This window comes from Candidatus Pelagibacter sp. uisw_091, assembly GCF_059512525.1.
The window spans coordinates 296,434-310,508 of record NZ_CM183455.1; the positions used below are offsets into that span (position 1 = coordinate 296,434).

At 31.8% G+C, this 14,075-nt stretch carries 12 protein-coding genes; 9 read left to right on the forward strand and 3 right to left on the reverse strand.

The features are described 5' to 3' along the window. The first annotated feature begins 1 nt into the window (after window position 1). Window positions 2-2,155 carry a trimethylamine N-oxide ABC transporter permease protein TmoV gene (gene tmoV, locus AC5YGA_RS01540; protein WP_415308908.1) on the forward strand — a complete coding sequence of 718 codons (2,154 nt, stop codon included), beginning with the start codon at window positions 2-4 and terminating at the stop codon, window positions 2,153-2,155. Here the strand turns inward: tmoV and AC5YGA_RS01545 are convergent. Continuing rightward, window positions 2,152-2,526: a cupin domain-containing protein gene (locus AC5YGA_RS01545; protein WP_415308910.1), complete on the reverse strand. Its 375-nt coding sequence runs from the start codon at window positions 2,524-2,526 to the stop codon at window positions 2,152-2,154. The two genes, tmoV and AC5YGA_RS01545, sit on opposite strands and share 4 nt — an antisense overlap. 20 nt (window positions 2,527-2,546) lie before the next feature. Beyond that, complete coding sequence (locus AC5YGA_RS01550; RefSeq protein ID WP_415308912.1) at window positions 2,547-3,887, reverse strand: trimethylamine monooxygenase; 1,341 nt, start codon at window positions 3,885-3,887, stop codon at window positions 2,547-2,549. 80 nt (window positions 3,888-3,967) lie between these two features. Between AC5YGA_RS01550 and AC5YGA_RS01555 the strand changes: the two genes are divergently transcribed. The 4 genes from AC5YGA_RS01555 to AC5YGA_RS01570 are packed head-to-tail and all read left to right on the forward strand — an operon-like array spanning window position 3,968 to window position 7,150. Continuing rightward, window positions 3,968-4,996, forward strand: a complete 1,029-nt coding sequence (locus AC5YGA_RS01555; RefSeq protein WP_415308914.1) for a 2-dehydropantoate 2-reductase N-terminal domain-containing protein — start codon at window positions 3,968-3,970, stop codon at window positions 4,994-4,996. Continuing rightward, entirely contained in the window at window positions 4,990-5,184 is a 195-nt protein-coding gene (locus AC5YGA_RS01560; RefSeq protein ID WP_415308916.1) for a hypothetical protein, read from the forward strand. The genes AC5YGA_RS01555 and AC5YGA_RS01560 overlap by 7 nt, the downstream gene beginning before the upstream one ends. Window positions 5,185-5,198: 14 nt before the next feature. Then, a complete protein-coding gene (locus AC5YGA_RS01565) occupies window positions 5,199-6,362 on the forward strand; it encodes an iron-containing alcohol dehydrogenase (RefSeq protein WP_415308918.1) in 1,164 nt (387 codons plus the stop codon). Beyond that, window positions 6,359-7,150: a glutamine amidotransferase-related protein gene (locus AC5YGA_RS01570; RefSeq protein WP_415308920.1), complete on the forward strand. Its 792-nt coding sequence runs from the start codon at window positions 6,359-6,361 to the stop codon at window positions 7,148-7,150. The genes AC5YGA_RS01565 and AC5YGA_RS01570 overlap by 4 nt, the downstream gene beginning before the upstream one ends. Window positions 7,151-7,153: 3 nt before the next feature. On the opposite strand, the gene AC5YGA_RS01575 is transcribed toward AC5YGA_RS01570, so the two are convergent. Further along, entirely contained in the window at window positions 7,154-8,839 is a 1,686-nt protein-coding gene (locus tag AC5YGA_RS01575) for a formate--tetrahydrofolate ligase (RefSeq protein WP_415308921.1), read from the reverse strand. Window positions 8,840-8,966: 127 nt separating this feature from the next. On the opposite strand from AC5YGA_RS01575, the gene AC5YGA_RS01580 reads away from it, so the two are divergent. From AC5YGA_RS01580 to AC5YGA_RS01595, 4 genes are read left to right on the forward strand one after another with little or no spacing between them, the layout of a single operon-like run. After that, window positions 8,967-10,223 (forward strand): sarcosine oxidase subunit beta family protein, encoded by a 1,257-nt coding sequence (locus AC5YGA_RS01580; RefSeq protein ID WP_169036229.1) that lies wholly within the window; start codon window positions 8,967-8,969, stop codon window positions 10,221-10,223. Next, entirely contained in the window at window positions 10,224-10,490 is a 267-nt protein-coding gene (locus AC5YGA_RS01585; protein WP_168607344.1) for a sarcosine oxidase subunit delta, read from the forward strand. Between the two features lies 1 nt (window position 10,491). Beyond that, window positions 10,492-13,488, forward strand: coding sequence for a sarcosine oxidase subunit alpha family protein (locus tag AC5YGA_RS01590; RefSeq protein WP_415308923.1), 2,997 nt, complete (start codon window positions 10,492-10,494; stop codon window positions 13,486-13,488). Continuing rightward, window positions 13,485-14,072, forward strand: coding sequence for a sarcosine oxidase (locus AC5YGA_RS01595; protein WP_415308925.1), 588 nt, complete (start codon window positions 13,485-13,487; stop codon window positions 14,070-14,072). The genes AC5YGA_RS01590 and AC5YGA_RS01595 overlap by 4 nt, the downstream gene beginning before the upstream one ends. Window positions 14,073-14,075 lie beyond the last annotated feature (3 nt).

The following is a 14,075-nucleotide window of genomic DNA, read 5'->3' on the forward strand; positions in this document are numbered from 1 at the left end:
TATGGAATTATTAAAAAAATATCCAAAAGTATTTCAATGGTTATTTTTGTTAGTTGCTTTTTTTACTTTATGTTTTGCAATTGATGTCCCAGAAACTTATAAATTTATTAGAGGTCAAGCAGAATTCATTAAAGATCCAAATCAAAGCACTTACACGCTCTTTGGTGCAGAAGTAAGGTATTATGCATTTGATGTTTTTTGGAGACTACCTCCTTTGCTTGGATGGTTACCTATATGGATAAATGATTCATTATTTTTTTTAATGAATGATTGGATGCCAATGGAATTTTGGAATGAAGATACTCAAGAATTTAAAACACGACCTCTAGTTTTACAAATAACAAGAAATTTAACCTCATTTATAACGTTTCTCATAGAATTAATAAGAGAGATTTTATTAGGTGGTGTTGAAACTATTGTTGCATTTACAAGTTGGGATTGGATAAGTGAAAATTCATGGGCAGAATTGCCAGGATTGCCTTGGACAATTGTTGCTGCGGGTGCAGCGGTACTTGGATATAAATTAAGTGGCAAAGGTCTAGCGCTATTCGCTGCTATAGTTATGATTTATATTTCTATTTTTGGTCAATGGAAGCCTTCGATGCAAACACTTTCTTTTATATTAGTTGCAGCACCACTATCTTTTATTTTTGGTTTGAGTTTAGGAATTGCAGCGTTCAAAAGTAAACGTGTGGAGAAAGCTTTATACCCAATACTTTTAGTTATGCAGACTATGCCTCAATACGCAGTGTTGGTTCCTGCAATTGTTCTCTTTGGTGTTGGAGATCATGCTGGAGTAATTATAACTATGGTTGTAGCTGTTCCACCAATGATATTACTAACTTTGTTAGGTCTTAGAGGGGTATCGCCTGAAGTTATTGAAGCTGGTAAAATGAGTGGATGTAATAATTTACAACTTATGTTTAAAGTATTAATCCCAACTGCAAGAAGGGATATTTTGATTGGAGTAAATCAAGTTATCATGGTGTGTTTTTCTATGGCAGTAATTTCAGCGTTTATAGGTGCTAAAGGTTTAGGATTTAATCTATTATTAGCTCTAAATCAGTTGAACATTGGATTAGCGTTAGAAGCAGGTTTATGTATCAGTTTGATTGCAATATTACTTGATAAATTATCCTTAGCTTGGGCAAATAAACAAATAGATTACTTTGGTAACCTAACTTTTTTTCAAAGATATAAAAATACATTATTTTTTTCTGGTGCAATATTCATTGGAATTATACTTGCTTATGTTGGGTCTTTTTACTTTAAGGAAGGTTTTAATTATTTGTATGAAATTCCCCACAATAAAGGAATATCAACAGCAGATTTTTGGAATAAAGGAGTTGATTGGATTTGGGATACTTTCTTTCAAACTTTAAAAATTTTTAATACATGGTTGATAGTTGATGTATTGCAGCCTATGCGTGCTGCATATTTAAGAATGCCTATTGTTGCAACCTTTGTTTTGGTTATGGGTGCTGGATATATAATTGGTGGAATACGTTCTGCTTTTGTAGTTGGGGGATTAACATTATTTATAGCTCTAAGTCCATGGTGGGACAGAGCTTTAGTTACAACTTATATGGCAACTTTTGGAGTTATATTATCTTGTATAATTGGTTTTACTGTTGGTACTTTATGTTTTCAGAATAAACATACTACAAATTTTATGTTGGGAGTTTGTGATATTTTTCAAACATTCCCTTCATTTGTATACTTAATTCCAGTTATGATGCTTTTTGGAGTTACAGACACATCAGTATTAATTGCAGTAGTTGTATATGCAACTATACCAGCAACGAGATATACTATTGAAGGATTAAGAAGTGTTCCATCTTCTTTACATGATGCAGCTTCAATGTCAGGTGTAACAAAAATACAAAGATTGCTGAAAATAGAATTCCCATTAGCACTTCCTCACATGATGCTTGGTTTAAATCAAACAATCGTATTTGCTTTATTTATGGTAATTATTGGGGCATTTATTGGAACTGAGGATTTAGGACAATATATTTTAAAAGCTATATCTGATAAAAAAGGTGCAGGTATAGGTCTAACACTAGGTCTTTGTGTTGCTTTTATAGGCCTGATTTTTGATAATTTAATTAGAACTTGGGTAGAAAAAAGAAAAAAACACCTGGGTATAGATTAATTAAAATACTCAACTTCAGAAAAAGTATCTGTTGGAAAAATCCAATAAAATTCCAAGGTTTCGGTTCCAACATTCTTCAAAGCATGTTTTGCATTTCCTGAAATATAAACTACATCACCTTTTTTAATTTCTTCTAGATCACCAGATTTATTTAATATTCCTTTACCATTAGAAACTACATATATTTCTGCAGGTGAATGATAATGGAGTGTCAAGTCACCACCTGGAGCAATTTCAGCAAAACCAAGTGAAAGTCCAGAACTTCCCATAAAATCTGCATCAATTAAGAATTTCCATCTAACACCTGGATATTTTTCAGTTGATGACCACTCTTGATCAGAGACAGATTTAAGGTTTTTTACAAAAATCATAAAAAATCACAACTTATCGATTATTTTTTGGGTTGATCTAAAAAAGTTTTTAAAGAATCATCCATCGCAACTTCCCAATCTGTATGATGTTTTGGACCAATTGATCCAGTTACAGGTGAAGCAAAGGACTTATTTCTATATGTCATAATATTTTCTACCTTATGATGTTCCCATTCTTTAAAAGTTTTTCTAATTAATTCAAAATCAATTTTTGGATAATCAGATAAATTGTGAAGTTCTTTTGTGTACTCTGTTTGGAAATCAATCATTTGATCTGCATTTTCTAACTTTTCTTCAAGAGATACCCATTTATTGATATCTTTTTCAATCTCCGTGTCACTTGGAACTTTAATTTTTCCCATTATAATATCTCTTGCAAACCAAGCCTGACAATCAAACATATTGAAAGTATGAAATTGATCTTGCATACCAAGGTATATTAATTTGTGATTATTTTGCCAAACCACACCTTTATATAACTTTGGTGGATATAATCTGTTTCCTGTTTTTAATTTAAGATCTTCAGATATAAAAGGAAAATGATGGAGATATCCTGTGCATAAAATTACAGCATCTGTTTCTTGAACATGACCGTCTTTAAATATCGCCTTATTACCTTCAAGTCTATCTAGGTGAAAAACTTCTTTCATTCCATTGGGCCATTTAAATCCCATTGGATTATGTCTATAGGCTATAGTCACACTTTTTGCCCCATACTTATGACATTGAAGAGCTACATCTTCTGCAGAATAGCTACTTCCTAAAACAACAACATTTTTATCTCGAAATTCTTCAGCATCTCTAAAATCATGAGAGTGCATTATTCTTCCAGGAAACGCTTTCATTCCTGGATATTCTGGAATAAACGGAACTGAGAAATGACCAGTTGATACTATTACATAATCAAAAACATCTTTTGAAATTTTATCATTCTTTTTATCACGATAAGTAATTTCAAAATTTTTACCATCAAAAGACACATTGCTAACAGAGGTGTTAAATTTAATTTTAGACTTTAAATTTCCCTTTTTAACTCTACCCAAAATATAATCGTATAAAACTTCTCTGGGTGGAAAAGATGGAATTGGTTTTCCAAAGTGTTCATCAAATGAATAGTCAGCAAACTCTAGACATTCTTTAGGACCATTGGACCAAAGATATCTATACATACTGTTAGGTACAGGGTCGCCGTATTGGTCAGAACCTGTTCTCCAACTGTAATTCCATAAGCCTCCCCAATCTTCTTGTTTATCAAAACAAACTATTTCAGGTATCTTTTCACCTTTTTTTTCAGCTTGCTCAAAAGATCTCAAAGCAGATAAACCACAAGGCCCGGCACCAATAATCGCTACTTTTGTCATAAAATCACCTCTCCCTAATAAATTTATAACTGTACTTTACCAACAAAATGCTAAAAATTAATATAAAAAAATACAGTATTATGAAAAAAATTATTATTATTGGTGCTGGAGCGATGGGGTCTGCATTCGCTGTACCATGTTTAGAAAATAAAAATGATGTAACGCTCATTGGTACTCACCTTGAGGATGATTTAATAAATAAAATTCAATTAAATAATAATTTCCATCCAACCTTAAATATTGAATTACCATCAAAACTAAAGGTAGAAAAATTTGAGAAATTACAATCAATACTTGAAGGTGAGGTAGATATAATTGTTGCTGGAGTTAGCTCTGTAGGAATTGAATGGTTTGTTAATCAAATATCAAAAAAGTATAAGAAAAATACTCCCATTATTTTATTAACAAAAGGTTTAGCCATAGAGGGCAATGAATTAATAACACTTTCAGATAAAATTAAAAAACTTCTCAAGGAAAAAGGTCATGGAGAAGTAAATATTTCAGCAATCAAAGGACCTTGTTTAGCAGCAGGTCTTGCATATAAAATGAGAACAGGAACGGTTATTGCAAACCCAGATATTAAAGAAACAGAAAAATTAAAAAAAATTATATCAACAAATTATTATTCAACAGAAGTATCAGATGATTTAACTGGCATCGAATTATCAGGTGCAATTAAAAATATTTATTCAATGTTGATTGGAGCTTCTGAAGGATTAAGCAATTCAAAAGCACCTAAGGAAATTCAATCTAAATATTATTTAAATACATCAGCCTCATTAATCCATAGATCAATTTCTGAAATGGTTGAATTTGTTTCTTTCTATGGAGGAAGAGCAGAAACTGTTTATGGCTTAGCTGGTTTAGGAGATTTATATGTAAGCGCAATAGGGGGAAGAAATAGTTTGATGGGAAAATATTTAGGTGAAGGATATTTATATAAAGAAGCTAAAGAAAAATTTATGAAAAATATTACAGTAGAGGGTGCGCAACTTGCATTAGAAATTGGACCTAAAATTTTACAAGATCTTAATTCTAAACATTTTCCATTAATGTTTAGTATGCTACACACTATATGTGAAAATAAGAAATTAGAAATTCAATGGTAAAAAATATATTAATATTTGTTTTTATAGTGCTTGGAATGGTGGTTATTCTAAATTTTAGTGATCATAATTTAAAAAGAGCTGTCGATGCCTGCCTAGCTGGAAGTCAAAAATTATCTAAATCAAAAATTACAGATCTAAAAGAAGCTAAAAAATTTTGTGAAGAAGAAATTAAAAAAAATAAAAATTAAAAAGAGACCCTTAAATGAAGTCAAATTGGAATTATCCAACAACTATGTGGGTTGGAAAAGATAGAATTAAAGATCTAAGTATTGCTTGCAAAACTTTGAACATTAATAAACCATTGTTAGTAACTGATAGTGGTCTTGCTAAATCAAAAATTGTAATCAATGTGCTAAGGAATTTAAAAGAAGACGGTATTTCAGCTGAATTATATTCAAATGTTGTGGGTAATCCAACTGGCACCAATGTAACTGAGGGTGCGGATTATTATAATAAAAATAATTGTGATGGAGTAATAGCTTTTGGAGGGGGAAGTGGCCTAGATGTTGGTAAAGCAATTGCATTTATGTCAGGTCAAACACTACCTATTTGGGATTTTGAAGATGTTGGTGATAATTGGACTAAAGCAAACTCTGACAAAATTGCATCAATTATTGCTGTACCAACAACTGCTGGAACAGGATCAGAAACAGGACGAGCATCTGTAATATTAAATGAAGAAACGGGTGTAAAAAATATAATTTTTCATCCTAAGTTTTTACCTTCAATAGTTATTTTAGATCCGGTATTAACACTTAGTTTGCCTGCAAAGATTACAGCTGCAACTGGTATGGATGCGCTAGCTCACAATTTGGAAGCATATTGTGCACCAGGATATCACCCAATGGCTGATGGAATTGCTTTAGAGGGTATGAGATTAATTAATGAATGGTTACTTGAAGCAGTTAACAACGGATCAAATATTGAAGCTAGACAAAACATGTTAACAGCAGCAAGCATGGGAGCAACAGCATTTCAAAAAGGCTTGGGGGCAATTCACTCATTAAGCCATCCAGTAAATGCTTTAAATAATATTCATCATGGTTTATCCAATGCAATATTCATGCCTTATGTATTAACCTTTAATAAAAATGTAATTGAAAAAAAAATAATAAAGATTTGCGATTATTTAGAACTTAAAGATAGATCTTTTGATGGCTTTGTTAACTGGGTTTTAGATTTAAGAAAAAAACTAGATATGCCACATAAATTATCAGAAGTGATTGATGAAAAAGATTTTGATATTGATAGATTATCAAAAATGGCTTTAGCTGATCCATCTACTGGAGGAAATCCAAAAAAATTAACTGAAAATGATATGAGAACAATGTATCAGTATAGTATGCGTGGAGAATTGTTTAAATGAGTAATTTAAATATTTTAATTGTTGAAGGAAATATTAGAGAAGATAGTGAGTTTTTTATTAAAGCAGCTGGAAGCTCTGCAGCAGATAACTTAAAAAATTTAATTTTAAAGATAGAGCCATTAATAAATACAGAAATCATAAATCCTGGTCATGATGAAGAGACAACGAGTGCTTTAAAAAATATGAGTAAATATAATGGCATTGTGTTTACTGGTGGTGCAATGAGAATAAATGATATGACAGATGTGATTAAGAAACATATCAATTTTGCATCTAATTGCTTTAATCATAAAAATAAGATTTTAGCAATTTGTTGGGGATTACAAGTCTGTTCAACAGCAGCTGGGGGTAAAGTAAATCCTGGAAAAAATGGCGCTCATATTGGAATTGCATCAGATGTAATTATTAACAGTGAAGGTGAAAAACACTTCATATACAAAGATAAAAAAAAAGTTTTTACCTCACCAGCATTTAATTTTGATGAGGTAAGTGAATTGCCAAAAAATACTACTCTTTTATCAAGTGACAAAGTTAACAATGTAATGGGTGTTAGCTTTAATGCGGGAAGCTCAGAAATTATTGGTTTACAATACCATCCTGATTATGAATATTTTCAGATGCTTAATCTTATTGATGGTCGTAAAGAACGATTATTTGTAAATAAAAATTTCTTAAATGAAGAAGAGTATGAAAGCCATATCTCATTCATAAAATCTCAAGACGAACTATTAGATTTTAATAATAGAACATGTGAAGTTAGAAATTGGCTTAATTATATACGTAACTAATTTTTAAAACAGACCTTCAATTTCACCATTTTTATTTAGTTTAATCGAGTCTGCTGCTGGAACTCTTGGTAGTCCAGGCATAGTCATAACAGCGCCGCATATAACAACAATAAACTCTGCCCCTGAAGAGAGTTTAATTTCTCTGATTGGTAAAGAATGTCCTGTTGGTGCACCTTTTAAGCTTGGGTCTGTTGAAAAGCTGTATTGAGTTTTTGCAATACAAATTGGGAAATCTCCGTAACCAGCTTCTTCAAAGCTTTTTAATTGATCTCTAATTTTAGTATCAGCAATAACTTCATCTGCTCTATAAATTTCTTTTGCAATTGTTTCTATTTTTTTAAATAGAGGAGTTTTGCTCTCATATAAGAATTTAAATTTTTCTTCATTTTTATCACATAATTCAGCAACATGGCTTGCAAGTTCTTTTGTACCTTCACCACCGTTTGCCCAATGAGTACAGAGACTTGCTTTAATACCAATAGTGTCACAAAATTCTATCAAAGCTTTTACTTCATTATCTGTATCTTTAATAAAATGATTAACAGCTACTGCAACTGGTAAACCAAATTTTTTAACATTTTCCACGTGTCTTTGAAGATTAACTAAACCTTTTTTTAAGGCTTCCACATTTTCTGCTTTAAGGTCATCTTTTGCTACACCACCATGCATTTTTAAAGCCCTAATAGTTGCAACAATTACAACACAGCTAGGTTTTAAATCTGACTTTCTACATTTAATATTAAGAAATTTTTCTGCACCAAGGTCCGCACCAAATCCTGCTTCTGTAACAACATAGTCAGCGAGTTTAAGTCCAGTCTTTGTTGCAATTACAGAATTACAGCCATGTGCAATATTAGCAAATGGACCACCATGAATAATTGCAGGATTGTTTTCCAAAGTTTGAGTAACATTAGGTCTAATGGCATCTTTTAATAATACAGTCATTGGACCTTGTGCTTTTAAATCTTTAGCATAAACAGGTTTTTTATCTCTAGTATAGGCAATTGTAATATTTCCTATTCTTTTTTCTAAATCTTCTAAATCATTTGATAAGCAAAAGATTGCCATGATTTCAGATGCAACAGTTATATCAAAACCATCTTCTCTTGGAAAACCATTTGCAACTCCACCTAAATTTATATTTATAGATCTTAATGAACGATCATTCATGTCCATTACTCTTTTCCAAAAAATTCTTCTAACATCGATATCTAATTTATTTCCCCAATAAATATGATTATCAATTAAAGCCGACAATAAATTATGAGCTGAGGTTATTGCATGAAAATCTCCAGTAAAATGTAAATTAATTTGCTCCATTGGAACAACTTGGGCATATCCGCCACCAGCAGCACCACCCTTCATTCCAAAAGAAGGACCAAGGCTAGGTTCTCTTAAACAAACAATAGATTTTTTTCCTATTTTATTTAGACCATCATTTAAACCAACTGAAGTTGTAGTTTTCCCTTCACCAGCTGGAGTGGGAGTGATTGCAGTAACTAAAACAAGTTTTCCATCAGGTTTATCTTTTAAAGTATCTAAATATTCTAGGTTAATTTTTGCAATATGTCTGCCCATTGGACTGAATGCAGTACTTTCATCTGGTACATTTATTTTTGCCAAGATATCATTTATAGGTTGCATTTTAGCTTCTCTAGCTATCTGAATGTCTGATTTAACTTCGCTCATCTAAAACTCCTATAAATTAAAATTTCTTTGAGGAATTAGTATCTTCTTTTATGAATTTTTGAAACTTATAAAAATTATATATAAAAATAATAATAACTATTTATATTCTTTTAGATAAAATTAATTAATGCAAAAATATTCAATATTTAACCTAATAAAAAATGCTTTTTCTGGTCATCAAAAGTGGGATTTAGCCTGGAAAGATGCTACTCCAAAAAAGGAATATGATGTTGTTATTATTGGTGGTGGAGGCCATGGGCTAGCTACTGCATATTATCTCGCAAAAGAACATAATATTACCAATGTAGCTATCATCGAAAAAGGATGGCTTGGCGGTGGTAATATGGGAAGAAATACTACAATTATAAGATCAAATTATATGCACGATGATAATGCATTATTTAGTGAGTTTGGAATGGATCTATGGAGAAAAATGAGCCAGGATTTAAATTACAATGTAATGTTTTCTCCAAGAGGAATAATTAATCTTGCACACTCAGATGCCCAAATGAATGTTTTTGCAAGAAGAGGAAACTCAATGCGCCTAAATGGCATTGATGCAGTTCTTTTAAATAGAGAAGAAGTAAAAGAAATTATTCCAATGGCAGACTTTTCAGACAATGTAAGATTTCCTATATTTGGTGGATTAATGCAACCAAGTGCTGGAACAGCAAGACATGATGCTGTTGCATGGGGTTATGCACGTCAAGCAGATTCAATGGGTGTAGATATAATTCAAAACTGTGAGGTAACAGGTTTTGATGTTGTAGGTGGAAAAATTCAAGGAGTGAGAACTTCACGAGGAGATATTAAAGTTAAAAAAATTGGTTTATGTGTTGCAGGTAGCACAAATATTTTAGCTGAAAAACTAAATATGACAATACCAGTAGAAACCCATCTTCTTCAGGCGTGTGTTACAGAACCTGTAAAGCCCGTATTAGATAGTGTGGTTACTTTTGGAGCAGGACATTTTTATATTAGTCAATCTGATAAAGGTGAAATGGTAATGGGAGGTGATCTAGATGGATACAATAGTTATGCTCAAAGAGGAAACCTACCAACACTCCAGCATGTACTAACAGAAGGAATTGCAATGATGCCTTTTTTAAGTAAATTAAAAATGCTTAGAACCTGGGGTGGGATTATGGATATGTCTATGGATGGCTCACCCATTATTGATAAGACTCATATTGAAGGATTATATTTAAATTGTGGTTGGTGTTATGGTGGGTTCAAAGCCACACCAGCTTCAGGATGGACATTTGCTCATACAATTGCACAAGATAGAGTTCACAAATTAAATGAAGGTTATAGTTTGAGTAGATTTAATACAGGTCACTTACTAGATGAAAAAGGACTTGGAACCAAAACATGGATCTCATAAATGTTGCATATTAAATGCCCTCATTGTGGGATGAGATCTCAAAATGAATTTTCATATGGTGGTGATGCAACTGTTAAAAGACCAGAACTTAATAAAGAAGTTTCAGATCAAGATTGGGATAACTTTGTCTATAATAGAAAAAGCTTAAGAGGAAAACATAAAGAGTTATGGCAACATATATCAGGATGCAGACAGTGGATTAAAGTAGAAAGAGACACTGCAACTCACGAAATATTTAAAACAGCTAAAGCTAACGAAGATATTTAAAATGACTCAAAATTATAGATTGGATAATATTGGATTAATAAATAGAGATAAAAAAATCTCATTTAAATTTAATGGAGTAACTTACTTTGGTTATGAGGGTGACACCTTAGCATCAGCATTACTTGCTAATGGAGTTCATTTAATAGGAAGAAGCTTTAAATATCATAGACCTAGAGGCTTTTTTGGTGCAGGGGTGGATGAACCATACGCAATTGTTCAACTATACAGAAATAATGAAACTGAGCCAAATGTAAAAACTACAGAACAAGAACTCTTTGAAGGTTTGGAGGCAACAAGTGTTAATTGTTGGCCTAGTGTAAATTTTGATATTGGAGCAATTAACAATTTTTTAAAGATATTTCTTCCAGCAGGATTTTATTACAAGACTTTTATGTGGCCAAAAAGTTTTTGGTACAAAGTTTATGAACCATTTATAAGAAAAGCTGCTGGACTTGGAGTTGCATCAACTAAACATGATAAAGAAAGATACGAACACAAATATGAGTATTGTGATTTACTAATTGCAGGTTCAGGACCTTCTGGTTTAGCGAGTGCATATGCTGCTGCTAAAAATGGTGCAAGAGTAATCTTAGCAGAAGACAAACCTAGATTTGGTGGAACTTTATTAACGAGTGAAGTTAATATTGGAAATCAAACAGGGAAAGAATGGGCAGAAAATATTATTTCTGAACTTAAAGAAATGCCTAATGTTATTGTTAAAAATAGATCACAAGTATTTGGTTACTATGATCATAATATGTTAGTGATGTCAGAAAAATTAAGTGATCATCTACCTAAAACTAAAAAATATAATCCAAAACAAAGACTTTGGTATATTAGAGCTAAAGAAGTTTTAATCTCATCAGGATCAATTGAGAGACCTTTAGTATTTGGGAACAATGACACACCAGGTGTGATGTTGTCTTCTGCAGCAAAAGAATATTTAAAAATTTATGGGGTTCTAGTTGGTAAAAAACCTCTAATATTTACAAATAATGACAGTGGATATGAAACAGCTATAGAATTTAAAAAAAATGGTGTTGATCCTATTATTTTAGATACAAGAAAAGAACCTAAGTCAGAAATAATAGATGAAGCAAAAAAATTAGATATTCAAATTAAATTTTCTTACGTAGTTGTTGCAGCTAAAGGTTATAAAAAAGTTAAATCCGCTGAAGTTGCCAAAATTTCAGATGATAAAAATGAATTAGGAACTTTAGAAACTATTAATTGTGATTGTATTTGTGTTTCAGGCTTTTGGACACCAACAATTCATTTAGCCTCTCAATCAGGAAATAAAACAACCTTTAATAAAGATATAGATGCATTTGTGCCAGGACTATCAAAACAAAATGAAACAACTTTAGGTGCAGCAAATGGAACTTTTACGTTAGAAGAAACTTTAAAAAATTCATTTGATAGTGGATATGAACTTTCAAAAAAAATAACTAATAATGATAATAAAACATCATCACCAATAGTTATGGAAAAAAAATCAACTACACATGATAAATTTTGGTGTGTACCTTTGCCTAAAGGAAAAACATATAAAAGATTTTTAGATTTTCAAAATGATGTAGCTGTTTCTGATATAGAAATTGCACTAAAAGAGGGTTATCGATCTATTGAACATGTTAAAAGATACACGACACTTGGAATGGCCACTGACCAAGGAAAAACAAGTAATCTCAATGGTTTGCAACTAGTATCCAACATAGAAAACAAAATAGTACCAGAAGTAGGTCACACAACTTTTAGACCTCCATATACACCAGTTACTATTGGAGCAATTGTTGGAAGAGAAATTGGTAAACATTCTAAACCAACAAGAAAATCACCTATGCACACTTGGCATGAAAAAAATGATGCAGTGTTTGTAGATGCAGGTGTCTGGTTAAGACCAAGATATTACAAAATTGGAGAAGAAACTTTATTTGAAGGTTCAAAAAGAGAAGCTAAAAACGTTAGAACAAATGTAGGAGTTTGTGACGTAACTACTTTGGGTAAAATTGATATTAAAGGACCTGATGCTGCAGAACTACTAAATAGAGTTTATACTAATGCCTGGTTAAAATTGCCCGTGGGTAAAGCAAGATATGGTGTAATGTTAAGAGAAGATGGAATTGTTATGGACGATGGAACTACCACAAGAATTTCTGAAAATCATTATCATATGACAACAACAACAGCGCAAGCAGCAAATGTTTTGTCTCATCTAGAATATTATTTACAACTTGTATGGCCAGAGCTAAATGTAAATGTGGTATCAACTACTGAGCAATGGGCAGGAGCTGCAATTGCAGGTCCAAAATCTAGAGACTTATTGCAAAAGCTATTTCCAAATATTGATGCTTCTAATGATGGACTGCCTTTTATGGGATATCAAGAAGCTGATTTATTTGGAGTACATGCACGAATTTTTAGAATTTCATTTTCAGGAGAACTTGCTTATGAAGTGAATGTTGAATCTGACAATGGAAACTTTATGTGGGAGAAAATAATGGAAGTAGGGCAAGAATTTAAAATTCAACCTTACGGCACTGAAGCATTATCAACTCTAAGAATTGAAATGGGTCACATAGCAGGGTCAGAACTAGATGGCAGAACCATTCCATATGATAATTCTTTAGAAGGATTGGTTAGTAAAAAGAAAGACTTTATAGGAAAACGTTCTTTAGATAGAGAAGCTTTTGTTGCAGAAGATAGACAAAAAGTAGTAGGTGTTGTTCCAGTTGATAAGAAAACAAGCATCCCTGAAGGATCACATTTGGTTAAAGATTCAAATGCTCCGATACCAAATCCTAAATTAGGGTATATTTCTGCGTCTTGTTGGAGCGTTGAATATGATAATCCATTTTCATTAGCAATTCTTAAGGATGGAAAAAATATGATAGGGCAAAAACTATTTGCAATGTCACCTCTTAAAAACAAAACAATACCTGTAGAGATAGTTTCATCACACTACGTAGATCCAAAGGGTGAAAGGGTAAGATCATGAGCTCAATTTCTGCTTTACATACTACACACAACAAGGGGCTATTTGGTGATCATGAGGGAAAAAATGATGAAGAGCTGCTAAAAGTAAGTGAACTAAAAGATTTTTTAATTATTCAAATAGTTAAATATAAGAGTTCCTCAACAGCCATTGAAAGTATCAAGATAGATAATTTGAGCTTAAAAAATGAACCCCTAAACATAAACTGCAACACTAATACAAGAATTTTATGGAATGGCCCAAATAACTGGTTTTTAGTTTCTTCAAAAAAAGAAACTCTAAAAGAAATTAATGAAAAATTAGTTGATACAGATTTTGCTATAACAAATGTATCTCATAGTAGAGCAATAATTCAAATAGAGGGAAAAAATACAAAAGAGATATTAAAAAAAGGATGTCCCTTTAATTTTAACGAATTAAAAAAAGATACTTGTCTAAATTCAACTTATAACGGAATGTCAGTCACAATTGACATGCTTGATGACAATCCAGACAAAGTTAGAATATTCACCCTAAGAAGTTTTGGAGAATCTTTTTATCATTCTATTACCGATGCCTGCTTAGAGTTTGGCTACAAAGGTATTTAAAAT